This window comes from Streptomyces sp. NPDC001927, from assembly GCF_053594455.1.
This window is the reverse complement of the sequence record NZ_JBSFEN010000007.1, coordinates 64,989-88,682: the sequence shown is the minus strand read 5'-3', so window position 1 is coordinate 88,682 and position 23,694 is coordinate 64,989. Positions and strand designations below refer to the sequence as shown.

Below are 23,694 nucleotides of genomic sequence, written 5' to 3'. Positions count from 1 at the left end.
TAGCGTCGGGGCATGCTGCTGCGGCCCCTGCGCGCCCTTCTCGGGCTCTTCCTCTGTGTCGGCGTGCTCGTCGGCTGCTCCACGGCCCAGAGCGGCGCCGGCCCCGCACCCACTGGCTCCTCCGGCCTGGAGACCGTCCGCGTCGCGGAGCTGCCGGACGAGGCGCGGGCGACCCTGCGGCTCATCGAGCGCGGCGGGCCCTTCCCGTACGCCAAGGACGGCGCGACCTTCTCCAACTTCGAGCGGATCCTGCCCCGCCGCGAACGCGGCTACTACCGCGAGTACACCGTCCGCACCCCCGGCGAACGCGACCGGGGCGCCCGGCGTCTCGTCACCGGGCGGGGCGGCGAGGTGTACTACACGGACGACCACTACGAGACCTTCCGGGAGGTCCTGCCCGATGAAGCTCGCTGAGGCGCTGCACGACCCCGTCGTCCTCGATCTGCACGGGGTCGTCGACAAGGCCGCCTTCATGGACCGCTGCGCGGGCGCCCTCGCGCTCCCGCGCTGGTTCGGCCGGAACTGGGACGCCCTCGCCGACTGTCTGACCGATCTGCCCCGCCCGGTAGCCCTCGTCGTCACCGGCTGGCAGGCTTATGCCACGGCCCGGCCGAGCGACTGGGAGACCGCCCAGGACGTCTTCGCCACGGCCGCGGACACCAGCACCACGGGCCTGACCGTCCTGCTCGCCCTGGGGACCCCGCGGGGGAACACCCTTGGAGGATCGGACGACGAGGGTCCGGCAAGCCTCGGATGAATCGCCCGGGCCGGGTACACCCACCGGCGTGGGACAATGAACTACGTGCTTTTTCCCCTGGCTGAAATGCCTAGGGGCCGATCCGAACGACTGGGATGTCAGCACGTGCGTTTCCTCAATGACGTCAAGCCGCCCTACGACCTGACGTACGACGATGTGTTCATGGTGCCGAGCCGCTCGGCCGTGGGTTCCCGCCAGGCCGTGGACCTCGCCTCGCCGGACGGTACCGGTACGACGATCCCCTTGGTCGTCGCCAACATGACCGCGATCGCCGGCCGCCGCATGGCCGAGACCGTCGCCCGCCGTGGCGGCCTGGTCGTCATTCCCCAGGACATCCCGATCGAGGTCGTCACCGACGTCATCTCGTGGGTGAAGAGCCGGCACCACGTCCTGGACACCCCGATCGTCCTGGAGCCCCACCAGACCGTCGCCGACGCGCTCTCGCTGCTGCCGAAGCGCGCGCACGACGCCGGTGTCGTCGTGGACGAGGACCGCCGTCCGGTCGGTGTCGTCACCGACGCGGACCTGTCCGGTGTGGACCGCTTCACGCAGCTCTCCGAGGTCATGTCGAAGGACCTGCTGCTCCTCGACGCCGACATCGAGCCGCGCGACGCGTTCAACACGCTCGACCACGCCAACCGCCGCTACGCCCCGGCCGTGGACAAGGACGGCCGTCTCGTCGGCATCCTGACCCGCAGGGGCGCCCTGCGCGCGACCCTGTACACGCCGGCCACCGACGCCAATGGCAAGCTGCGCATCGCCGCCGCCGTCGGCATCAACGGCGACTTCGTGGGCAAGGCCAAGCAGCTCCTCGACGCGGGCGTCGACACGCTCGTCATCGACACGGCCCACGGCCACCAGGAGTCGATGATCGCCGCGATCAAGGCCGTGCGCGCGCTCGACCCGCAGGTACCGATCGTCGCCGGCAACATCGTCGCCGCCGAGGGCGTCAAGGACCTCATCGACGCCGGCGCGGACATCATCAAGGTCGGCGTGGGCCCCGGCGCCATGTGCACCACGCGCATGATGACCGGTGTCGGCCGCCCGCAGTTCTCCGCCGTCCTGGAGTGCGCCGCCGAGGCGAAGAAGTACGGCAAGCACGTCTGGGCCGACGGCGGTGTCCGTCACCCGCGCGACGTCGCCATGGCGCTCGCCGCCGGCGCGTCCAACGTGATGATCGGCTCCTGGTTCGCCGGGACCTACGAGTCCCCGGGCGACCTCCAGCACGACGCCCAGGGCCGTGCGTACAAGGAGTCCTTCGGCATGGCCTCCGCCCGCGCCGTGCGCAACCGCACGAGCGAGGAGTCCGCGTACGACCGGGCCCGCAAGGCGCTCTTCGAGGAGGGCATCTCCACCTCGCGGATGTTCCTCGACCCGGCCCGCCCGGGCGTCGAGGACCTGATCGACTCGATCATCGCCGGTGTCCGCTCCTCCTGCACCTACGCGGGCGCGGCCTCGCTGGCCGAGTTCGAGGAGAAGGCCGTGATCGGCATCCAGAGCGCCGCCGGTTACGCCGAGGGCAAGCCGCTGCACGCCAGCTGGAGCTAGTCTTCCCGCCCTTACGCCGAAGGCCCCCGTGAGTCACGACTCGCGGGGGCCTTCGGCGTATGTACCCCCTCTGCGTACGGCCCCAGTGCCTCCGCGACCGCCGCCGCGATCCGGGCGTGGCCCCGGTCGTTGGGGTGCAGGCCGTCCGCCAGGTCCTCCGGGTCGAGCAGGGGGCGCCCGGAGAGCACCAGGAGCCGCCCGTCGCCCTCCGCCGCGAGGTCCCGGCCCGCGGCCTCCATGGCCGTGCGCAGCTCCGCCAGCGAGGCGCCCAGGGCGTTGCGGACGTCCTCGGCCTCGGGGCGGAGCACGGGGGAGAGGATCAGCAGCGGGGCGTCCGGGTGGCCCCGGCGCACCAGGCCCACGTAGGCCCGTACCGTCTCGTACAGCCAGCCGGCCGAACTGGGCGCCCTGGACCAGCAGTTGGTGCCAAATGCGAGGGTGACCAGCTCGCCCGGGAGGCTCGCGAGCTGCTCGGCCAGGGGCAGCTCGCCGCGCGCCCCGCCCGCGAAGCCGAGGTTGACCGTGTCCAGGCCGAGCGCCCGCCCCGCCGTGGCCGGCCAGGAGTGCGCGGGCCGGGTCGACCACCAGCCCTCGGTGATCGAGTCCCCGTGCACCAGCCAGCGCGGCCGCCTCGGGGCGGGGGAGAGGGCGCCCTCGCGCGCCCGCAGACCGAGCACCACCGGCGCCTGGCTCTCCGGCAGATGGACCGCGAACGTCCCTCCTCCGGGCGGGAGTTCGAGCGCGATCGTGGCCTCCTCCGCCGGGGCCGTGAAGCTCTCGCCCACGCACCGCCCGTCCCGCCAGAGCGCGAAGCAGTGCCGCAGGTCGCGCAGCGTGTCCCCGGCGGCGGGTACGGCCGCGCGGTAGCGCAGCTCGACCGCGCGCGTGCCGGGCGTGGCCGTGAACTCCACCCGTACGCCGATCGGCAGCGCCGCCCGCTCGGCGGTGTCCAGGGGGAGCCGGTCCAGATCGGCGGGGTCGGCGCGGACGGCCCGGCCGCCGTCGAGCCAGGCCGTGCCGCGCAGGTACGGAGTGGGTTCCAGCCAGCCCACCGAAGCCTCCGATCGAGGGGACGCAAAGGGCTCGCAGAGTCGTTCATCGGGCACGAGGAGTCAATGCGCACGCGAGGGTCGCTTCACACCCCCGTTCGGGCCCCAATGTGCCGATTCATGCGGTGGGGCGCAATGTTTCCCCGTCTGGGCCCCGAGCGCGCAATGATCATCTGCGAGTGCGCAACAACCCTGCATTACGAGCGCGAAGCGCGGGGGCTTAGGCTCATGCCTCGTACCAGGAGTGGCGGCGACCGCCTTCTCGGCGGTTCCCCCTCCCTCGCGGGCTCATTCGTCATGCCCGCGTACCGCCGTGGTCGTCGCATTTCGACAGGCAGCGATCAAGGAGCCTTCGCAGTGCTGGATCAAGGCACAGCCTCACCGGCCACCGAGCCGACCGTCCCCAAGACCTCCGGGCTCTCCGCCCTGACCCGGCGCAAGCCGGTAGAACGCCTGGTCGCCGAGGGTGGCCAGGGCGAGGGCGGTCAGCTCCGCCGCACGCTCTCGATGTGGCAGCTGACCATGATCAGCATCGGTGCCACGCTCGGCACCGGCATCTTCGTCGTCCTCGGCGACACGGTCCCGAAGGCCGGCCCCGCGGTCACGATCGCCTTCGTCATCGCCGGTCTCACGGCGCTCTTCTCCGCCCTCTCGTACGCCGAGCTGGCCGGCTCCATACCGGTCGCGGGTTCCTCCTACTCGTATGCGTACGCAACGATGGGTGAACTCGTCGCGTGGGTCTGTGGCTGGTGTCTGGTCCTGGAGTACGGCGTCTCCGTCGCCGCCGTGGCGGTCGGCTGGGGCGAGTACCTCAACGAGCTGCTCGACGGCACGATCGGCGTCACCATCCCCGACGTGCTGTCCTCGGCACCGGGTGAGGGCGGCATCATCAACCTGCCGGGTCTGATCGTCGTCCTGCTCGCGATGGTCTTCCTGCTCGGTGGCGCCCGCGAGTCCGCGGTCGTCAACACCGTCATGGTGTTCGTGAAGATCGCCGCGCTCGTGCTCTTCTGCGCCATCGGCTTCATGGGCTTCAAGTCCGGCAACTACGCCGACTTCATGCCGCTCGGCATGGCCGGCGTCAGCGCCGCGGGCGCGAGCCTCTTCTTCTCGTACATCGGCTTCGACGCCGCCTCCACCGCCGGTGAGGAGGCGAAGGACCCGAAGCGCGACCTGCCCCGCGCGATCATGCTCTCGCTCCTCATCGTCACCGTCCTCTACGTCCTCGTCGCGGCCGTCGCCGTCGGCGCCTGGAACTGGAAGGACTTCGAGGGCTCCGAGGCCACGCTGGCCGCGATCATGAACGATGTCAGCGGCCAGGCCTTCTGGGGCACGCTGCTCGCCGCCGGCGCCGTCATCTCGATCGCCAGCGTCGTCCTGACCGTCCTCTACGGCCAGACCCGAGTCCTCTTCGCGATGTCCCGCGACGGTCTCGTGCCCAAGGTCTTCGGCAAGGTCAGCGGCAAGACCGGCACCCCGCGCGTCAACACGATCATCGTGTCGCTGTTCTGCGGCGCCCTCGCCTCCGTCATCCCGCTGGGCAAGCTCGTCGACGCCACCAGCATCGGCACGCTGTTCGCCTTCGCCCTGGTCAACATCGCGGTGATCGTGCTGCGCCGCACCCGCCCGACCATGGACCGCACCTTCCGCGTGCCGCTCGGCTGGACCTTCCCGATCCTCGGCTTCGGGTTCTGCGTCTACAACATGTTCAGCCTGGACTCGGTCACCTGGGTGGTCTTCGGTTGCTGGATGGCCGCGGGCCTCGTGTTCTACTTCCTGTACGGCATGCGCCGCTCCCGCCTGGCCACCGAAGCCGGGGCCGTCCACGCAGAGAAGTGATCCACCCGTAGTGCGACTCAACGACCTCGACGAACGCATCGTCCACGCCCTCGCGGAGGACGCCCGCCGCTCGTACGCCGACATCGGCTCGCTCGTCGGCCTCTCCGCGCCCGCCGTCAAGCGGCGCGTGGACCGGCTGCGGGCCGAGGGCGCCATCACCGGCTTCACCGTACGGGTGGACCCGGCGGCGCTCGGCTGGGAGACCGAGGGGTTCGTCGAGATCTACTGTCGCCACAACACCTCGCCGGACGACATCCGGCGAGGTCTGGAGCGGTACCCCGAGGTGGTGTCCGCGTCGACCGTCACCGGCGACGCGGACGCCGTCGTCCAGGTCTTCGCCTCCGACATGCGCCACTTCGAGCGCGTCCTGGAGCGCATCGCGGGCGAACCGTTCGTGGAGCGCACCAAGTCCGTCCTGGTGCTCTCGCCGCTGCTGCGGCGCTTCTCCTCCGGCTCACCCGCGTAGCCCTGGCGGGCGGCGGGACGAAGGGCGGTGCGGGCCGTGGTTCCCGCGCCGCCCTTCGGGTCATTCGGTCGGGTACTCCGGCTGCCAGGGCAGCACCTTGAAGTCGCCCGTGCCGCTCTTCGTCCGCTCGAACGGCGCCGGGGTGTGGCACGGGGGCACGTCGCCCTTGTCGGGCTCCTGGGTCACCCAGCTGTAGCCCAGCCGGTCGTGCCTGCCCAGGTCGTGCACGGAGACCCCCACGCGGCGGTCCCGGAACACGTCCAGGTCGGTCTCGGTGACCCTGCCCGTCACGGTGGCCACCTTGCCGCCCGTGACCAGACAGTCCACCGTCACCACGGCGTAGCCGCCCGTGCCGTTCTTGTAGTGGCTGAACCGGAACGTGCCGGTGGCCGCCTCCGGGTTCATGTTGTCCTTCGCCGCGAGATGGGCGTCGAAGGAGAACGTGATGTCGTCGCTCGCCACCCGGTAGATCTTCGCGCTGCCCGTGAGCGCGGCGGCCTCCCGGTTGCCGCCCCTCCCGTCCCCGGAGGCGACGGCGGAGCCCGCGGCGCCGGCCGTGATCAGCAGGGCGGCGGCCAGCGAGGCGATCTTCGTACGGCGGTTCATGGTGGTCCTTTCAGCAGGTCAACCGGACAGCCACCACTCTTCCGCGCGGCCCGCCCCGGGTCGTCGCGCCAGGGGACGGTCCGCTCTCCGCCGCGCGGCGGGGGAGCCCTCCGACCCGAGCACGAGGGCGCGCGCAACGAATCGCCGTGACGCCCACGCATCGCGCAACGGTTCGACGGTCGGTCCGCAACGGTCGCGCCTTGTCCCGATGAGGCCCGGAACCGTACCGTTTTTGACGTCGCTCTGACGCCTCACTCTTCCCTCCCGCACCAGCGAAGGACCCTGCCGATGCCGCCGCTGCGCACCGCCCTGCTCCAGAGTTCCGGCGAGCTCGGTGACGTGGCCGCGAACCTCAAGGTCCTCGACGAGGCCGCCGCCCGCGCGGCCGCCGCCGGTGCCGATCTGCTCCTCGCGCCCGAGCTCTTCCTCACCGGTTACGCCATCGGCGCAGACATGGCGCGCCTGGCCGAACCGGCCGACGGCCCCTCCGCGCGCGCCGTCGCCGCCCTGGCCGCCCGCCACGGACTGGCCATCGGCTACGGCTACCCGGAGCGCGACACCGAGCAGCACGGCGTCCTCTACAACGCGGCCCAGCTCATCGGCGCCGACGGAGCCACCCTCCTGCGCTACCGCAAGACCCACCTCTTCGGCGACTTCGAGGCCCACTGGTTCACGCCCGGCGAGGAGGCCGTGGTCCAGACGGAGCTCGGCGGCCTCACGGTCGGAATGATGATCTGCTACGACGTCGAGTTCCCGGAGAACGTCCGGGCGCAGGCCCTGGCCGGCACCGACCTCCTCCTCGTACCGACCGCGCTCATGCACCCCGCCGAGGTCGTGCCCGAGTCGGTCGTCCCCGTGCGCGCCTTCGAGAACCAGCTCTACATCGCGTACGCCAACCGGACCGGCCCCGAGGGCGACTTCGAGTTCGTGGGCCTGTCCACGCTCGCGGCCCCGGACGGCACCGCCCGGGTCAGGGCCGGCCGCGGCGAGGACCTCGTGATCGGCGACGTGGACCCCGCCCTGCTGGCCGCCTCGCGCAACGACAACCCCTACCTCCGCGACCGGCGCCCCGGCCTCTACGGCTCCCTCGTCTGAGCCGTCCCCCACTCTCTTCCCGTACTTCCCCGCTTTCCCCGCAAGGAGTCCGTACCCCATGACGTCCACGGTGCCCACGACCGCCGTCCCGCACAGCGACGGCCAGCCGCCGATCACCATGTTCGGTCCGGACTTCCCGTACGCCTACGACGACTTCCTGGCCCACCCGGCCGGGCTCGGCCAGATACCCGCGACCGAGCACGGCACCGAGGTCGCCGTCATCGGCGGCGGTCTGTCGGGCATCATCGCCGCGTACGAGCTCATGAAGATGGGCCTCAAGCCCGTCGTCTACGAGGCCGACCAGATCGGCGGCCGGCTGCGGACCGTCGGCTTCGAGGGCACCGGCACCGAGGGCCTGACGGCGGAGATGGGCGCCATGCGCTTCCCGCCCTCCTCGACCGCCTTCCAGCACTACATCGACCTCGTGGGCCTGGAGACGCAGCCGTTCCCGAACCCGCTCGCCGAGTCCACCCCGTCGACCGTCGTCGACCTCAAGGGCGAGTCGCACTACGCGCAGACCGTGGACGACCTCCCGCAGGTCTACCGCGACGTGATGAACGCGTGGAACGCCTGCCTGGACGAGGGCGCCGACTTCTCCGACATGAACCAGGCGATGCGCGAGCGGGACGTCCCGCGCATCCGCGAGATCTGGTCCAAGCTCGTCGAGAAGCTCGACAACCAGACCTTCTACGGCTTCCTCTGCGAGTCCGAGTCCTTCAAGTCCTTCCGCCACCGCGAGATCTTCGGCCAGGTCGGCTTCGGCACCGGCGGCTGGGACACCGACTTCCCCAACTCCATCCTGGAGATCCTCCGGGTCGTCTACACCGAGGCCGACGACCACCACCGCGGCATCGTGGGCGGCTCGCAGCAGCTGCCGCTGCGCCTGTGGGAGCGCGAGCCTGAGAAGATCGTCCACTGGGCGCAGGGCACCTCCCTGCGGTCCCTGCACGAGGGCGAGCCCAAGCCGGCCGTCACCCGGCTGAACCGCACCGCGGGCAACCGGATCACCGTCACGGACGCCTCCGGCGACATCCGTACCTTCCAGGCGGCGATCTTCACCGCCCAGTCCTGGATGCTGCTCTCCAAGATCGCCTGCGACGACTCGCTCTTCCCGATCGACCACTGGACGGCGATCGAGCGCACCCACTACATGGAGTCCTCGAAGCTCTTCGTGCCCGTGGACCGGCCGTTCTGGCTGGACAAGGACGAGGAGACCGGCCGGGACGTCATGTCGATGACGCTGACCGACCGGATGACCCGCGGCACGTACCTCCTGGACGACGGCCCGGACAAGCCGGCCTCGATCTGCCTCTCGTACACGTGGTGCGACGACTCCCTGAAGTGGCTGCCGCTGTCCGCGAACGAGCGGATGGAGGTCATGCTGAAGTCGCTCGGCGAGATCTACCCGAAGGTCGACATCCGGAAGCACATCATCGGCAACCCGGTGACGGTCTCCTGGGAGAACGAGCCCTACTTCATGGGCGCCTTCAAGGCGAACCTGCCGGGCCACTACCGCTACCAGCGCCGCCTGTTCACGCACTTCATGCAGGACCGGCTGCCGGAGGACAAGCGGGGCATCTTCCTCGCGGGCGACGACATCTCGTGGACGGCCGGCTGGGCCGAGGGCGCCGTGCAGACCGCGCTCAACGCGGTGTGGGGCGTCATGCACCACTTCGGTGGCGCGACCGACGCCACCAACCCGGGCCCGGGCGACGTCTACGACGAGATCGCCCCGGTCGAGCTCCCCGAGGACTGACCGTCCTCAGTGCGGCTGAGGGCCGAGCGTCCTCAGCCGCGCGGGTCCAGTGGGGTGAGCAGCATCCGCCCCACCAGGCCCACCGACCGGTCGAGGCGTTCGGTGAACTCCTCGGCCAGCTCGGGCAGTTCGCGCAGCTGCCAGAGCGAGCGGGCCGCGAGCCAGGCTCCGTCGCGGGCCCGTTCCAGGCTCCAGCAGCCGAGCAGATGCGTCAGCGGGTCCGTGATCTCCAGGAGGTCCGGGCCCGGCATCACTTCCTCGCGGATGCGCTCCTCGAGCAGGACGAGGATGTCGCCGACCCGGTCGAACTCGTCCTCCAGGTCGCGCGGCGCGCAGTCGAGCGCCCGGCAGGTGTCGACCACGGCGAGCGCCAGGTCGTGGCCGATGTGCGCGTTGATCCCGGCCAGCGCGAACTGCAGCGGCCGTACGCCGGGATGGCGCCGGTAGTGGAAGAGCGGGCGCCAGCAGGCCGGGGCGGGGGCGCCGGTGGAGACGGCGTCGACGACCGCGAGATAGCGCTCGGCGAAGCGCACGTCCAGGGTCGCGGCCGCCCGCCGGTCGGCGAAATTACCGGAGTCGATGGCCCGGCCGATCTCCTCCGTCACGGTCAGATAGACCCGGTTGAAGACGCCGACGCCGTCGGCGGGATGCCAGGCCGAGCGGATGGATCGCATCCGCTCCACCACCGGGTCGACGGCGGTGAACTGCCCGATCTGCGTGGTCTGCGCCATGGGCAGCAGCGTCCCAGCAGCCGGGCCCGGGAGGGAACTCCCCCGGCCCGGCTTCCCCAGAACGGGCGAATATGCCTACGACTTGGTGGTGGGCTCGTCGTCCTTGGTGTCCGTGCCCTCGTAGGAGCTCGTACCGGAGTCGAGCAGCGGCTCCTGCTGCTTCAGGTGCGCCGGGGCGAAGGCCCGCAGCACGTGGTAGCCGGTGATCACGACGATCGTGCCGAGCGCGATGCCGCCGAGCTCGAAGGTGTCGGTGAAGGTCAGCTTGACCCCGCCGACGCCGATGATGATGCCCGCGGCGGCCGGCACCAGGTTGAGCGGGTTACGGAGGTCCACCTTGGCGTTGATCCAGATCTGGGCGCCGAGCAGGCCGATCATGCCGTAGAGGATCACTGTGATGCCGCCGAGCACACCGCCCGGGATCGCCGCCACGATGGCGCCGAACTTGGGGCAGAGGCCGAAGAGCAGCGCGAAGCCGGCCGCGGCCCAGTAGGCGGCGGTGGAGTAGACGCGGGTGGCCGCCATGACGCCGATGTTCTCGGAGTACGTGGTGTTCGGCGGGCCGCCCACGGCGGTCGACAGCATCGAGGCGGCGCCGTCGGCCGCGATGGCGGTGCCGAGCTTGTCGTCGAGCGGGTCGCCGGTCATCTCGCCGACGGCCTTGACGTGCCCGGCGTTCTCGGCGATCAGGGCGATGACGACCGGCAGCGCGACGAGGATCGCCGACCACTCGAAGCTCGGACCGTGGAAGGTCGGCAGGCCGATCCAGTCGGCCTTGGAGACACCGGAGAGGTCGAGCCGCCAGTGGTCGGTGACCTCACCGCCGGGACCCATCGAGTGGATCTTGCCGAAGACCAGGTCGAAGACCCAGGAGATGGCGTAGCCGAAGATCAGGCCGAGGAAGATCGCGATCCGCGACCAGAAGCCGCGCAGACAGACCACGGCGAGGCCGGTGAACAGCATGACGAGCAGCGCCGTCCACTGGTCCTGCGGCCAGTAGGTGGCGGCGGTGACCGGGGCGAGGTTGAAGCCGATCAGCATCACGACCGCGCCGGTGACGATCGGGGGCATCGCCGCGTGGATGATCCGCGCGCCGAACTTCCGTACCGCCAGACCCGCGAGGAACAGCACGCCGCCGACGACGAACACCGCGCCGGTGACGGTCGCGCTGGTGCCGCCGGAGGCCCGGATGGCCGCGGCGACACCGACGAAGGAGAGCGAGCAGCCCAGGTAGCTGGGGACGGTGCCGCGTGTCGCGAGCAGGAAGATCACCGTCGCGACGCCGGACATCATGATGGCGAGGTTCGGGTCGAGCCCCATCAGGACGGGCGCCACGAAGGAGGCGCCGAACATGGCGACCACGTGCTGCGCGCCGAGGCCGGCCGTACGGGGCCAGGAGAGCCGCTCGTCGGGCCGGACGACGGCTCCCGGAGCGGGTGTTCGCCCGTCGCCGTGCAGGGTCCAGCGCACGCCGAGGTTCATGTGGTCGCTCCAGTTCTCCGGTGACGGCGGCCGGTTCGCCGCGCGAGACTCAGCCGAAAAAGATCAGACACATGGTAGTCCGCCGCAGGTCACCGGGGTCCCGACGGGAAGTCGGGGAGCCGGTCACGACACCTTTCCTGAGCTGGCCGTCGGGCTTCCGCTTGTCGCCGCGGCGGTCGTGGCACGGGCACCCGGGCGGAGCACCGAGGCGCCGAGGACCAGGCCGAAGGCCAGCAGGGTGACCAGGCCGAAGGAGAACGTCAGCGAGGTCGCGTCGGCGATGCCGCCGATGGCCGAGGGGGCGATGAGGCCCGAGGTGTACGTGATGGTCGCCACGCCCGCGATGGCCTGGCTGGGGTTCGGGCCGCTCCGCCCGGCCGCCGCGAACGCGAGCGGTACGACGACGGCGACACCGAGGCCGATGAGTCCGAAACCGGCCATCGCCACGACGGCGTGCGGGGCGAGGACCACGAGCAGGCCGCCGGCGGTCGCGGCGACGCCGCCGACCCGTACCGTCCGTACGGCGCCGAACCGGTCCACCACCCGGTCGCCGACGAGCCGGGCGATGGCCATCGTCAGCGCGAAGGCGGTGGTGGAGGCCGCCGCGACACCGGCCGAGGAGCCGAGCTCGTCCCGCAGGTAGACCGCCGACCAGTCCAGGCTGGCGCCCTCGGCGAACACCGCGCAGAACCCGATCGCGCCGATGATCAGCGCGGACTTCGGCGGCAGCGAGAAGCGCGGCGGCGCCTCCTCCTCCGGGGCGCTCTGCAGATCGAGGACGCCCTGGCAGAAGAACAGGCCGAGCCCGGTCAGGACGAGCGCCGCGATCAGGTGGTGAAGCCGGGCGTCCCCGCCCAGGTGGGCGGCGACGGTGCCGGCGGCCGAGCCGATCAGCGCGCCCACGCTCCACATGCCGTGCAGGCTCGACATGATCGACTTGCCCAGGCGGTTCTCGGTCTCGACCCCGAGGGCGTTCATCGCCACGTCGGACATGCCGGCCGTGGCGCCGTAGACGAAGAGCACCGCGCAGAGCCCGTAGATGTTGGGGGCGAGGGACGGCAGGATGAGGGCCATCGTCCAGAGCGCCAGGAGTCCGCGCAGCGCCGTACGGGCCCCGAAGCGGTGGCTGATCGCGCCGGCCAGCGGCATCGCGAGCGAGGCGCCGATCGCGGGGAAGGCAAGGGCGAGGCCGAGCTGGCCCGCGCTGACGCCCGCGTGGTCCTGGATCCACGGGATCCGGGTGGCGAAGCTGCCGGTGACCGCGCCGTGGACGCAGAAGACGGCGGCGACGGCGAACCGTGCCCGTCGCAGTCGCTCGGTGGTGAAGACGGTCTCGCCCGCCATGTGCCCTCCCTCGGTTGGTGGGCGGTAAACTATCAGGAACCCTGCCTGATAAATAGTGGGCAGGCGCAGAGCACGCGTACGCGTCTGAGAGGATCCCGGCATGGCCGCATCCCCGAGCACCGCCCGAGCCATCAACGACCGGCTCGCCCTGCGACTGCTCCAGGACGAGGGCCCGTTGACGGCGACTCAGCTCAAGACCCTGACCGGACTCTCCCGGCCCACCGTCGCCGACCTCGTCGAGCGGCTCCAGGGCTCCGGACTCGTCCGGGTCGTGGGGGAGTCCGGAGCGGAGCGGCGCGGCCCCAACGCCAAGCTGTACGGGATCGCCGCCGACCGCGCCCACCTCGCCGCGCTCGACGTCCGCACCGACTCCGTGGCCCTCACCGTCGCCGACCTGCTCGGCACCACGCTCGCCGAGGCCTCGGCCCCGATAGGCGGCGAGGACGGGACCGGGCCCGCCGTCGAGAAGGCCGTCTCGCTCCTGGAGCGGACCGCGAAATCGGCGGGCGCGGAGCAGCTCCACAGCGTCGTGGTCGGCGCGCCCGGGCTGATCGACCCGGCGACGGGGGAGCTGCGCGACTCGTCCGGGCTGCCCGAGTGGCACCGGCGGCTGATGGCCGCGCTCCAGGAACGCCTGCCCGCGGCCGTGCTCGTCGAGAACGAGACCAACCTCGCGGCCGTCGCGGAGCAGCGGGTCGGCGCCGCCCGCGACCGTGACACCTTCGTCCTGCTCTGGCTCGGCCAGGGCGTCGGCGCGGCCGTCGTCCTCGACGGCCGGCTGCGCCGAGGGGCCTCGGGCGGTGCGGGCGAACTCGGCTTCCTGCCGGTGCCCGGCACCTCCGGGCTGCCCTCGGCCACCGGCTGCGACGGCGGCTTCCACGAGCTGGCCTGCGCGGCGGCGGTGGAGGCACTCGCCGTGGAGCACGGCCTCGACCCGGCGGGCGCGCTCGGCTCCGGGCACGGACCGTTCCTGGACGCCCTCGCCCGCCGCCTCGCGGTCGGCGCGGCCGCCGTCGCCTCGGTCCTCGACCCGGGCTGCGTGGTCCTCGGCGGCCGGACCGGCCACCTGGGCGGCCCCGGGCTCGCCGCCCGCGTGGAGGCCGAACTCGCCGTGCTCTCCCCGCTCCGTACGGAGGTCCGCGCCACCGCCCTCGGCGACACGGCGGTCCTGCGCGGCGCCCTGCTCGCGGCCCGCGACGCGGCCCAGAACGCGCTCTTCCCGCAGGAGCCGAACCCTTAGGGCCCTCAGGGGCCGGTGGGCTTGTCCGTGGGCGACGAGTCCGCCTCCGCCCCGAACCGGCTCTTCAGGAACTCCTCGAAGGTCACCCGCCCCACCGCCTGCTCCGGGGCGAGGTGGCCGCCGTCGCGCAGCCCCTGGTACGCCTTGCCCGCGAGCGGGACCTCCACGACCCGGCGCTCCTTGCCGGCCGCCGCCAGGTACGCGGCCGCCAGCTCGGCGAGCGTACGGACCTCGGGGCCGCCCATGTCCTCCGCCCGGCCCGCGGGCTCGCCCATGGCCAGCTCCGCGAGGCGCTCGGCGGCCTCCGTGACCTCCATCGGCTGGTCCGGCACGTCCTTCGGGATCAGCATCACCGGCGGCTTCGCCAGGCCGGCCAGGAGCCGCAGGATCAGATCGTGGTACTGGGTGGTCCGCAGGATGGTCCAGTCGATGCCCGACTGCTCGATCAGCCGCTCGGCCGCGTACTTGGCCTTGTAGTACGGCAGTGGTACGCGGTCCACGCCGACGATCGAGATGTAGACCAGGTGCCGCACCTCGGCCCGGCGCGCGGCGTCGAGCAGATTGCGGACGGCCTGGTCGTCGCCGCGCATGATGTTCGTGCAGTGGACGACCGTGTCCACGCCCCGGAGCGCCCGGTCCAGGAGCGGCCCGCCCTGGCGCAGGTCGACCGCGTACGGCGGCGCGTGCCGGCTCAGGACGCGCACCTCGTGGCCGGCCGCGCGCAGTCGTTCGCAGACGGGGTGGCCGAGCGTCCCCGTCCCTCCGGTCACCAGAAACGTGGTCATGTCTCCAGGGTGAACGCCTTCGCCGCGGCCCGCACGTGCTGCGGACCGCGGCGAAGGAGGGGGAGGACCCGGCGGCGGCAAGGGCCGCGAGAACCGCCGCCGGGCGCTTACGGAGGAGGTCAGGGCATCAGCAGGCGCCGAGGTCCTTCCAGACGCCCCATTCGCCGGTCGTGCCCGGCTCCTCGTTCTGCGTCCACCACTGGGCCTTCCACTTGCGGCCCTTGTGGGAGACCTCGGTGCCGCCGTTGTAGACCGTGCCGGCCACGTACGCCGGAGCGGTGCACGTGCCACCCGGCGGGGTCGTCGGAGGCGTGGTCGGGGGAGTCGTCGGCGGGGTGGTGGGCGGCGTGGTCGGCGGCGTCGTGGGCGGGGTGGTCGTCCCCGGCTCCACCACGGTCACCCCGCGCGCCAGGTCACCGGCGAGCGCGTACGTCGTACCGCTGATGTTGACCGTCCAGTTCGACGGCGTGGACACCGGCAGGTAGTAGTTGAACGCCAGGTCCACCGAGGCGCCGGGGGCCAGCGTCTGCCAGGCCGGGAGCTTCAGCGAGACCCGGTGGAAGTCGCCCTTCAGACCGCCCACGTTGGTGCCGGTGTGGTCGCTGCTGATCACCTTCGTACCGAAGCCGGACTGGTCGGAGGCGTTGGCCGGGGCCGCGGTCGCGTAGTCGAACTGGAACTCCGTGCCGCCCGGCAGGGTGGTGGCCGTGTTGTTGGTGATCTTCAGCTTGGGCGTGATCGGGTAGTTGGAGTCGCCCAGCTTGAACTCGGTGAACTCCACGCCCACGTTCACGGCCTGGGTCGGCAGCGTGGCGTTGGACTTCTTCGCGCCGTACGGGGTGGCCGCCTTGAACTTGTCGTACATGAGCGAGGTGAGCGTGTCACCCATCTCGTACTGGCCCTTGCCGGCGTTCCAGTCGTAGTCGCCGGCCATCTCCCAGACCATCGTGCCGCCGATGCCCTTGTTGACCACGTAGTCGGCCTTGGCGGCCACCGACTGCTCGTCCTCGGTGGAGAGGAAGACCTTCTTCTGCGCGTTCCACAGCCACGGCGCGACCAGCGTCGAGTCGTACTTGCGGGCGTAGGTGCCGGTCAGAGTGGTGTTCGCGGGGAAGCCGTACTGCGTGACGTAGTCGCCGACGATCCCCTTCTCCAGGTTCTTGGCGTGCCACATCGGGTTGGAACCGGCCGGCGACTCGGCGCCGTTGGTGTCCTTGTCGTGCCACAGGTTGTCGATGCCGACGGCGCCGTCACCGCACTTGGTCAGACCCGCGCCCGCCGGGCAGGTGGTCGCGGTGGCCTTGCCCCACAGGCCGTCGGTGCCGCCCTGCACGTTCTTGTGGCCGCGGGTGTAGTACGGCAGGCCGATGTTGATCCGGCCGGCCGGCATGGAGCCGCGGAAGTAGTGGTACGCCCAGTCGGTGTTGAGGTAGCCGACACCGCCGTACTGCTGGCTGCCGTAGACGCCCGCGGCGGCCAGTTCACCGTCCTTGCCGTCGTCGAAGAGCGAGGCGTTGGGGCCGACGTACTCGTTCCAGGCGCCGTGCAGGTCGTAGGACATGATGTTGACGTAGTCCAGATACTTCTGCATCTGGAAGGTCTCCATACCGCGCAGCAGGTAGCCGGAGGAGGGCGCGGCGACGGTCAGCAGGTAGTGCTTGCCGTCGGCGGCGCCGGCCCGGTCGAGCTTCTCGCGCAGCGACTTCATCAGGGCGTCGTAGCCCTTGACCAGGCCCGCGCGGCGGGCGTTGGCGAGCTGCCAGTCGAGCGGGTTGCCCGCGTCCTTCATCGTCGTCGGGTACTCGTAGTCGATGTCGACGCCGTTGAAGCCGTACTTCTTGATGAAGGCGACGGCCGAGTCCGCGAACGTGTCGATCCCGGCCTGGTTGACCGAACCGTCGGCGTTGGTGGCCATCGAGTAGAAGCCGCCGGAGTTCACCCGGGTGCCGTTGTCGTCGAAGTAGCCGCCGGTCTCCGCCCAGCCGCCGACCGAGATCAGCGTCTTGACGTCCGGGTGTTGCTTCTTGAACTTGTTCAGCAGGTTGAAGTGGCCCTTGTAGGCGAAGCCCGGGTCCATCTCCGCGCCGGCGACGCCGGGCCAGGTCATCCCGGTGGCCGCGTTGTTCGGCCCGTCCGCGCCGACGGACAGCTTGTTGTCGGAACCGACGTGTCCGAAGGCGTAGTTGATGTGGGTGATCTTGTCCCACGGGATGTTGTTGGCGAGGTAGGCGGGCTCGCCGTTCTTGCCGGTGCGCCAGCCGGTGAAGTAACCGATGACGCGGCGCTGGTGGTCCGCGCCCATCTTCTCGCGGCCCTCGGTGTCGTAGACCGAGCAGTACGGGACGTCGACACCGGGGGTCTTGTACAGCCCGTCCGGGCGACAGCTCTCGTTGTCGGCGGCGTACGAGACACCGCCGGCGAGGGAGCTGATCAGCAGGCCGGCGACGGCCGCGCCGGACGCGAGCAGCGAGACCCTCGTCTTCGTGGGGGACAACACGATCGATTCCTCCAGGGGAGGTCGGCAGACACAACGAACAAACGGGTGGGTCGTGTTGGGCCCGTGGAGTGCGCACACCGGCGGGCCGTACCTCGGAGGTGACACGGAGATTAAGAGGACTAGACCAGTGCGTCAATAGGTCTGGACCAAAGAAGGGAAGGAAGATGCCCTGTGAGCCAGCCCACAGGACATCGCCCGCATGGCCGACGACGGGCCGTGGCACACTGGCCCTGTATCAGCAGCAGCGCACTCCGGGGTCGGTGTAATTCCGAACCGGCGGTATAGTCCGCGACCCGTCCGCAGCCAGCGGCCGGTTGACCAGGTGAAACTCCTGGACCGACGGTGAAAGTCCGGATGGGAGGCAGTGCGCGGCGGGCGACCCTTCTTCGGGGGCGCTGTCGGCCGTATCGCCGCTGGTCGCCCTTGTCGGCGACCGGTGTGTCCGGCCTCGGCACCCCTGCGTGAGCCGTCGTACCCGCTCTCTGTCGTCATCGACAGGCCCCGGAGTCCGTGCCCGAAGAGGCAGGAGGACCCGGTGGCGGACCACGCCGACATCACCGCCATGCGACGCGCCCTCGCGCTCGCCGCCCGCGGCCTCGGCTCCACGAGCCCCAACCCGGTCGTCGGCTGCGTCCTCCTCGACGCCTCCGGACAGCCGGTCGGCGAGGGCTACCACCAGCAGGCCGGCGGCCCGCACGCCGAGATCCACGCCCTGCGCGCGGCCGGCGACCGCGCCCGCGGCGCCACCGCCTACGTCACCCTCGAACCCTGCAACCACACCGGTCGCACCGGCCCCTGCGCCCAGGCGCTGATCGAGGCCGGCGTCCGCCGTGTCGTCTACGCGGTCGGCGACCCGAACCCGCAGGCCACGGGCGGTGCGGACACCCTGCGCGCCGCCGGGATCGAGGTCGTCGGCGGCCTGCTCGCGGACGAGGCCGAGGCCGGCAACATCGCCTGGCTCACCTCCGTACGCCTCGGCCGCCCCTTCGTCCGCTGGAAGTACGCCGCCACCCTCGACGGCCGGAGCGCCGCCGCCGACGGGACCTCGCGCTGGATCACCTCCGCCGAGTCCCGCGCCGACGTGCACCGGCTGCGCGCCGAGGCCGACGCCGTCGTCGTCGGCTCCGGCACCGCCCGCGCCGACGACCCCCACCTGGCCGTACGCGGCATCGAAGGCGCCGTCCAGCCGCTTCGCGTGGTCGTCGACACCGAGGCGAGCGCGGTCAAGCCCGGCGCCCGGGTCCTGGACGACGCGGCACGCACCGTGATCGCCGTCGCCGAGGACATGCTCGTGGAGGAGACCGTCCACTTTCCCGAGACGTGGCGGCTGACCCGCGCACCCGGCGGCGGCCTCGACATCCCCCAACTCCTCGCCATGCTCCACCAGCAGGGCGTCCGCTCCGTCCTCCTCGAAGGCGGGCCGACCCTGGCCGGCGCCTTCGTCCGCGCGGGCGCCGTCGACCAGGTCGTCGGCTACCTCGCCCCGGTCCTCCTCGGCGCGGGCCCCAACGCCCTCGCCGACGCCGGAATCACCACCATCACCGAAGCGTTGCGGCTCGACATCACCGAGACCCTGCGCATCGGACCCGATCTGCGTATCACCGCGACCCTCAAGGGAGCCTGACCGTGTTCACCGGAATCGTCGAAGAACTGGGCGAGGTCACCGCCGTCGAGAAGCTGGCCGACGCCTCGCGCTTCCGCCTGCGCGGCCCCCTGGTCACGGAAGGCGCCGAACACGGCGACTCCATCGCCGTCAACGGTGTCTGTCTCACGGTCGTCGAGCACGGCGACGGCGAGTTCACCGCCGACGTGATGGCCGAGACCCTGAAGCGGTCCTCCCTCGGCGCGCTCGACGTCGGCTCCCGGGTCAACCTGGAGCGCCCCATGGCCGTCGGCGAGCGCCTCGGCGGCCACATCGTCCAGGGCCACGTCGACGGCACGGGCACGATCCTCGACCGGACCCCGTCCGAGAACTGGGAGATCGTCAAGGTCGCCCTGCCCGCCCATCTCTCCCGGTACGTCGTCGAGAAGGGCTCGATCACCGTCGACGGCGTCAGCCTCACCGTCGTCGAGGCCGCCGAGGACTGGTTCACCATCAGCCTCATCCCCACCACGCTCGCGCTGACCACGCTCGGCATCAAGAAGAGCGGCGACCCGGTCAACCTCGAAGTGGACGTCATCGCCAAGTACGTCGAGCGGCTGCTCGGCCCGAACGCCCGGGAGAACGTCAAGTGAACTGGCTCAACTCCGAGGCGTTCACCGTCCTCGACCAGCACATCATGTGGTCCGACATGATCGGCAACACGATCGGTCTGATCGCCCTCGCGCTCGGCTGGCGCCGCTCCATCCTCACCTGGCCCGCCCAGCTGCTCTCCGGCCTGATCCTGGTCGGCGCCTACGCCTCCGCCCACCTCAGCGGCGGCGTCGGCAAGCAGCTCCTCGTCATCGGCGTCGCCGCCTGGGGCTGGTGGCAGTGGAACCGCGGCCGTCAGCAGGCCCAGGACGGCTCCATCGCCGTCCGCTTCGCCAGCTGGAAGGAGCGCGGCTACCTCATCGCCGGCGCCGTCCTCGGCACCCTCGCGGTCGGCGGTCTCTTCACGCTCTACCCGTCGCTCTCCTGGAGCCCCTGGGCCGACGCGTACATCTTCGTCGGCACGCTCGTCGCGATGGTCGCCCAGGCCCGCGGCCTGGTCGAGTTCTGGTTCGCCTGGCTCCTCGTCGACCTCGTCGGCGTCCCCCTGGCCTTCAACAGCGGCCTCGCCTTCTCCGGCCTGGTCTACGTCATCTACTTCGCCCTCGTCATCTGGGGCATGCGCGACTGGTGGCTCCGGACGCGTACCGCTCCCTCGGCTCTGGAAGGAGCACACGCATGAGTGCGCTGCCCGTCTGGGACGTCACCGACCTCGCTCTCGACCCCGTCGAGCAGGCCATCCGCGACATCGCGGCCGGCCGGCCCGTCGTCGTCGTGGACGACGAGGACCGCGAGAACGAGGGCGACCTCGTCATCGCCGCCGAGAAGGCCACCCCCGAGGTCGTCGCCTTCATGATGAGCGAGTGCCGCGGCCTGATCTGCGCGCCCATGGAGAGCGACGAGCTGGAGCGGCTCCAGCTCCCGCAGATGGTCGAGCACAACACCGAGTCGATGCGGACGGCCTTCACCGTCTCCGTCGACGCGGCGCCCGCCCACGGCGTCACGACCGGAATCTCCGCCGCCGACCGCGCCACCACCCTGCGGATGCTGGCGAGCGGCGCGCACGAGCCGTCCGACTTCGTCCGCCCCGGCCACATCTTCCCGCTGCGCGCCAAGGCGGGCGGCGTCCTGACCCGCAACGGTCACACCGAGGCCGCCGTCGACCTGGCCCGCCTCGCGGGCCTGCGCCCGGCCGGCGCCATCGTGGAGATCGCGGGCGAGGACGGCGTGATGCTGCGGCTGCCCGAGCTCGTCCCGTTCGCCCGTAAGCACGGCCTCACGATCATCTCGATCGAGGACCTCGTCGCGTACCGCCGCTCCTCCGAGCCGACCGTCCGCCGCGAGGCCGAGGTCCGGCTGCCCACGGCCCACGGCGACTTCACCGCGTACGGCTACCGCTCCACCGTCGACGGCGTCGAGCACGTCGCCCTCGTCCACGGCGAGATCGGCGACGGCGAGGACGTCCTGGTCCGGGTCCACTCCGAGTGCCTGACCGGCGACATCTTCCACTCGCTGCGCTGCGACTGCGGCCCCCAGCTCCAGGCCTCCATGGACCGGATCACCGAGGCGGGCCGCGGTGTCGTGGTCTACCTCCGCGGCCACGAGGGCCGCGGCATCGGCCTGCTGTCCAAGCTGCGCGCGTACGAACTCCAGGAGCGCGGCCGCGACACCCTCGACGCCAACCTGGAACTCGGCCTGCCCGCCGACGCCCGCGACTACGCTGCCGGCGCCCAGATCCTCGGCGACCTCGGCGTCCGCAGCCTGCGCCTGATGACCAACAACCCCGACAAGATCGACGCCCTCACCCGGCACGGCCTGAAGGTCCAGGGCCGCGAGGCCATGCCGGTCCAGGCGGGCGAGCACAACCTCCGCTACCTGCGCACCAAGCGCGACCGGATGGGCCACGACCTGCCCTGGCTGGACGCGTCCACGGCGTCCACCTGCGGAAACCAGTAAGTAAGCGATCAGTACGGAACATCTCGGTACGGAACAGGGAGAGACATGAGCGGCAAGGGCGCACCCGTCCTCAGCGTGAAGAACTGCGGCGACCTGCGAGTGGCCGTCATCGCGGCCCAGTGGCACGAGAAGATCATGGACGGCCTCGTCGACGGCGCGCTGCGCGCCCTGCACGAGCTGGGCATCGACGAGCCGACCCTGCTCCGCGTCCCCGGCAGCTTCGAGCTCCCGGTGGTGGCGAAGGTGCTCGCCGGGCGCGGTTACGATGCCATCGTGGCGCTCGGCGTCGTCATCCGCGGCGGAACGCCGCACTTCGAGTACGTGTGCCAGGGCGTCACCCACGGCCTCACCCAGGTCTCGATCGACACCGGCGTACCCGTCGGATTCGGTGTCCTGACCGTGGACAACGAGGAGCAGGCCCTCGACCGGGCCGGCCTCGAAGGCTCCCGCGAGGACAAGGGCCACGAGGCCGTCACCGCCGCCGTCGCCACCGCGACCACGCTGCGCACGGTCAGCGAACCCTGGCGCTAGGTAGCAGTCAGGCACCCCGTACTCTTAGGACCATCATGGCGAACAAAACCTTCGAAGAGCTCTTCGCCGAGCTCAAGCTCAAGGCCGAGAACGGCGACCCGGCCACCTCCCGCACCGCGGAACTGGTGGACAAGGGCGTCCATGCCATCGGCAAGAAGGTCGTCGAGGAGGCCGCCGAGGTCTGGATGGCCGCCGAGTACGAGGGCAAGGAAGCCGCCGCCGAGGAGATCTCGCAGCTGCTGTACCACGTCCAGGTGATGATGGTCGCCCGCGGGATCTCGCTCGACGACGTCTACGCCCATCTCTGACCCGCCCTTCTGAGCGCACCGAACACCCTCCCCGAAAACTCCCAGGCAAAGGAAGCTCTCCCCATGCTGCGCATCGCCGTCCCCAACAAGGGTTCACTGTCCGGACCTGCGTCGGCGATGCTCCATGAGGCCGGCTACCGGCAGCGCAAGGAGTCCAAGGAGCTCGTGGTCATCGACCCCGAGAACGAGGTCGAGTTCTTCTACCTGCGCCCGAAGGACATCGCCATCTACGTGGCCTCCGGCAAGCTGGACATCGGCATCACCGGCCGTGACCTGCTGCTGGACTCCGGAGCCAACGCGGAGGAGATCCTCCCGCTGAACTTCGGCCGGTCGACCTTCCGCTACGCCACCCGCCCGGGCACCGCGAAGGGCCCCGAGGACTTCCACGGCATGACGATCGCCACCTCCTACGAGGGCATCGTCGCCAAGCACCTCGCCGACCAGGGCATCGACGCCTCCGTCGTCCACCTCGACGGCGCCGTCGAGACCGCCATCAAGCTCGGGGTCGCCCAGATCATCGCGGACGTCGTCGAGACCGGCACCAGCCTGCGCAACGCGGGCCTGGAGGTCATCGGCGACCCGATCCTCACCTCCGAGGCCGTCGTCATCCGGCAGGCGGGCGCCGGCACCGAGGACGCCCGCGTCCAGACCTTCCTGCGCCGCCTCCAGGGCGTCCTGGTGGCCCGGACCTACGTGATGATGGACTACGACTGCCGCGCCGAGCACCTGGAGCAGGCCGTCGCCCTCACCCCGGGCCTGGAGTCGCCGACCGTCTCGCCCCTGCACAACGAGGGCTGGGTCGCCGTCCGTGCCATGGTCCCCGCCAAGGACTCGCAGCGGATCATGGACGACCTGTACGAGCTGGGCGCCCGCGCGATCCTGACGACGGCCATCCACGCCTGCCGTCTCTGACCGCCCGGCACCCCCGTACGTACCGAGGAACAGCGATGTCCGACGCCCCGACGCCCACCCTCCCGGCCCTCCCGGTCACCTTCCGGCCGGGCCGCACCCGAGCCGTTCTGCTGACGATCGGGACGGTCATGTTCGCCGTCATCACCGCCGTCACGCTGATGCTGGAGCGGCTCAGCCCGGGTGAGCGGATCAGCTTCATCTTCATCGGCGCGCTCTTCCTCGCCGTCCTCGTGATGCTGAGTCGCCCCAAGGTCGTCGCCGACGACAGCGGGGTCACGGTCGTCAACATCACCCGGACCCGCCGGCTCGCCTGGGCGGAGATCCTCCAGGTCAACCTGCGCCCCGGCGACCCCTGGGTCTTCCTGGACCTCAGCGACGGCACGAGCATGCCCGCGCTCGGCATCCAGCCCGGCATCGCCAAGGAGCAGGCCATCCGGGACGCCCGCGCCCTGCGGGCCCTGGCCGACAGCCGCGGCACCGGGCCGGACGCGGGCTGAGCGGCGGGCCTTGCCCGGGCTGAGTCGCTCGGGTGAGCCGTCCCCCATACGGGGCCGACCCCCTGCCCCCGGCGGGGTTCGCGTGACTACTCTGGAGGCGGTGG

At 71.2% G+C, this 23,694-nt stretch carries 23 protein-coding genes and 1 riboswitch; of the genes, 16 read left to right on the top strand and 7 right to left on the bottom strand.

Features of this window, described 5'->3' with window-relative positions; all coding sequences use genetic code 11:
* The first annotated feature begins 12 nt into the window (after nt 1-12).
* From ACWCO8_RS20180 to ACWCO8_RS20170, 3 genes are all read left to right on the top strand, one after another.
* Nucleotides 13-414, top strand: coding sequence for a ribonuclease domain-containing protein (locus ACWCO8_RS20180; protein ID WP_451033394.1), 402 nt, complete (start codon nt 13-15; stop codon nt 412-414).
* Entirely contained in the window at nt 401-757 is a 357-nt protein-coding gene (locus ACWCO8_RS20175; protein ID WP_362004890.1) for a barstar family protein, read from the top strand. Before ACWCO8_RS20180 ends, ACWCO8_RS20175 begins: the two co-directional genes overlap by 14 nt.
* Before the next feature lie 105 nt (nt 758-862).
* Nucleotides 863-2,305, top strand: coding sequence for a GuaB1 family IMP dehydrogenase-related protein (locus ACWCO8_RS20170; protein ID WP_451033393.1), 1,443 nt, complete (start codon nt 863-865; stop codon nt 2,303-2,305).
* A gap of 11 nt (nt 2,306-2,316) precedes the next feature.
* On the opposite strand, the gene ACWCO8_RS20165 is transcribed toward ACWCO8_RS20170, so the two are convergent.
* Nucleotides 2,317-3,357: a GDSL-type esterase/lipase family protein gene (locus tag ACWCO8_RS20165; protein ID WP_451033392.1), complete on the bottom strand. Its 1,041-nt coding sequence runs from the start codon at nt 3,355-3,357 to the stop codon at nt 2,317-2,319.
* A gap of 354 nt (nt 3,358-3,711) precedes the next feature.
* Here ACWCO8_RS20165 and ACWCO8_RS20160 point away from each other — a divergent pair, with 354 nt between their 5' ends.
* Together ACWCO8_RS20160 and ACWCO8_RS20155 are read left to right on the top strand one after the other, a co-directional pair.
* Nucleotides 3,712-5,193 carry an amino acid permease gene (locus tag ACWCO8_RS20160; RefSeq protein WP_451033391.1) on the top strand — a complete coding sequence of 494 codons (1,482 nt, stop codon included), beginning with the start codon at nt 3,712-3,714 and terminating at the stop codon, nt 5,191-5,193.
* A gap of 10 nt (nt 5,194-5,203) precedes the next feature.
* The gene (locus ACWCO8_RS20155) at nt 5,204-5,659 is read left to right on the top strand and encodes an Lrp/AsnC family transcriptional regulator (RefSeq protein WP_015032260.1); all 456 of its coding nucleotides are present in this window, start codon (nt 5,204-5,206) and stop codon (nt 5,657-5,659) included.
* A gap of 60 nt (nt 5,660-5,719) precedes the next feature.
* Here the strand turns inward: ACWCO8_RS20155 and ACWCO8_RS20150 are convergent, their stop codons facing one another.
* Complete coding sequence (locus tag ACWCO8_RS20150) at nt 5,720-6,265, bottom strand: Repetin (protein WP_451033390.1); 546 nt, start codon at nt 6,263-6,265, stop codon at nt 5,720-5,722.
* 288 nt (nt 6,266-6,553) lie between these two features.
* Between ACWCO8_RS20150 and ACWCO8_RS20145 the strand changes: the two genes are divergently transcribed.
* Complete coding sequence (locus tag ACWCO8_RS20145; protein WP_451033389.1) at nt 6,554-7,360, top strand: carbon-nitrogen hydrolase family protein; 807 nt, start codon at nt 6,554-6,556, stop codon at nt 7,358-7,360.
* 58 nt (nt 7,361-7,418) lie between these two features.
* On the top strand, nt 7,419-9,116 hold the full coding sequence (locus ACWCO8_RS20140) for a flavin monoamine oxidase family protein (RefSeq protein WP_362004902.1): 1,698 nt from the start codon (nt 7,419-7,421) through the stop codon (nt 9,114-9,116).
* A gap of 32 nt (nt 9,117-9,148) precedes the next feature.
* On the opposite strand, the gene ACWCO8_RS20135 is transcribed toward ACWCO8_RS20140, so the two are convergent.
* From ACWCO8_RS20135 to ACWCO8_RS20125, 3 genes are all read right to left on the bottom strand, one after another.
* Nucleotides 9,149-9,847 (bottom strand): DUF5995 family protein, encoded by a 699-nt coding sequence (locus ACWCO8_RS20135; protein ID WP_451033388.1) that lies wholly within the window; start codon nt 9,845-9,847, stop codon nt 9,149-9,151.
* A gap of 75 nt (nt 9,848-9,922) precedes the next feature.
* A complete protein-coding gene (locus ACWCO8_RS20130; protein ID WP_451033387.1) occupies nt 9,923-11,329 on the bottom strand; it encodes a uracil-xanthine permease family protein in 1,407 nt (468 codons plus the stop codon).
* Nucleotides 11,330-11,452: 123 nt separating this feature from the next.
* Complete coding sequence (locus ACWCO8_RS20125) at nt 11,453-12,673, bottom strand: MFS transporter (RefSeq protein WP_451033386.1); 1,221 nt, start codon at nt 12,671-12,673, stop codon at nt 11,453-11,455.
* A 100-nt stretch (nt 12,674-12,773) separates the two neighbouring features.
* Between ACWCO8_RS20125 and ACWCO8_RS20120 the strand changes: the two genes are divergently transcribed.
* A complete protein-coding gene (locus tag ACWCO8_RS20120; RefSeq protein WP_451033385.1) occupies nt 12,774-13,913 on the top strand; it encodes an ROK family transcriptional regulator in 1,140 nt (379 codons plus the stop codon).
* 5 nt (nt 13,914-13,918) lie between these two features.
* Here ACWCO8_RS20120 and ACWCO8_RS20115 read toward each other — a convergent pair whose 3' ends face one another.
* Both ACWCO8_RS20115 and ACWCO8_RS20110 read right to left on the bottom strand, forming a co-directional pair.
* Nucleotides 13,919-14,698 (bottom strand): SDR family oxidoreductase, encoded by a 780-nt coding sequence (locus ACWCO8_RS20115; protein ID WP_451033384.1) that lies wholly within the window; start codon nt 14,696-14,698, stop codon nt 13,919-13,921.
* A 127-nt stretch (nt 14,699-14,825) separates the two neighbouring features.
* A complete protein-coding gene (locus tag ACWCO8_RS20110; protein WP_451033383.1) occupies nt 14,826-17,195 on the bottom strand; it encodes a chitinase C-terminal domain-containing protein in 2,370 nt (789 codons plus the stop codon).
* 242 nt (nt 17,196-17,437) lie between these two features.
* A riboswitch (FMN riboswitch) is annotated at nt 17,438-17,567 on the top strand.
* Nucleotides 17,568-17,730: 163 nt separating this feature from the next.
* Between ACWCO8_RS20110 and ribD the strand changes: the two genes are divergently transcribed.
* The 8 genes from ribD (at nt 17,731) to ACWCO8_RS20070 (ending at nt 23,590) form a co-directional block, all read left to right on the top strand.
* Nucleotides 17,731-18,819 carry a bifunctional diaminohydroxyphosphoribosylaminopyrimidine deaminase/5-amino-6-(5-phosphoribosylamino)uracil reductase RibD gene (ribD, locus tag ACWCO8_RS20105; RefSeq protein ID WP_451033382.1) on the top strand — a complete coding sequence of 363 codons (1,089 nt, stop codon included), beginning with the start codon at nt 17,731-17,733 and terminating at the stop codon, nt 18,817-18,819.
* A gap of 2 nt (nt 18,820-18,821) precedes the next feature.
* Nucleotides 18,822-19,430 (top strand): riboflavin synthase, encoded by a 609-nt coding sequence (locus ACWCO8_RS20100; protein ID WP_451033381.1) that lies wholly within the window; start codon nt 18,822-18,824, stop codon nt 19,428-19,430.
* A gap of 44 nt (nt 19,431-19,474) precedes the next feature.
* Nucleotides 19,475-20,068 carry a nicotinamide mononucleotide transporter family protein gene (locus ACWCO8_RS20095; protein WP_451033628.1) on the top strand — a complete coding sequence of 198 codons (594 nt, stop codon included), beginning with the start codon at nt 19,475-19,477 and terminating at the stop codon, nt 20,066-20,068.
* Nucleotides 20,065-21,342 carry a bifunctional 3,4-dihydroxy-2-butanone-4-phosphate synthase/GTP cyclohydrolase II gene (locus tag ACWCO8_RS20090; RefSeq protein WP_362004923.1) on the top strand — a complete coding sequence of 426 codons (1,278 nt, stop codon included), beginning with the start codon at nt 20,065-20,067 and terminating at the stop codon, nt 21,340-21,342. The genes ACWCO8_RS20095 and ACWCO8_RS20090 overlap by 4 nt, the downstream gene beginning before the upstream one ends.
* 45 nt (nt 21,343-21,387) lie before the next feature.
* Complete coding sequence (gene ribH, locus ACWCO8_RS20085; RefSeq protein ID WP_260231098.1) at nt 21,388-21,873, top strand: 6,7-dimethyl-8-ribityllumazine synthase; 486 nt, start codon at nt 21,388-21,390, stop codon at nt 21,871-21,873.
* A gap of 35 nt (nt 21,874-21,908) precedes the next feature.
* Complete coding sequence (locus ACWCO8_RS20080) at nt 21,909-22,181, top strand: phosphoribosyl-ATP diphosphatase (RefSeq protein ID WP_053643769.1); 273 nt, start codon at nt 21,909-21,911, stop codon at nt 22,179-22,181.
* Nucleotides 22,182-22,244: 63 nt separating this feature from the next.
* Nucleotides 22,245-23,093 (top strand): ATP phosphoribosyltransferase, encoded by an 849-nt coding sequence (gene hisG, locus ACWCO8_RS20075; protein WP_362004927.1) that lies wholly within the window; start codon nt 22,245-22,247, stop codon nt 23,091-23,093.
* A gap of 35 nt (nt 23,094-23,128) precedes the next feature.
* Nucleotides 23,129-23,590, top strand: coding sequence for a PH domain-containing protein (locus ACWCO8_RS20070; protein WP_362004930.1), 462 nt, complete (start codon nt 23,129-23,131; stop codon nt 23,588-23,590).
* Nucleotides 23,591-23,694 lie beyond the last annotated feature (104 nt).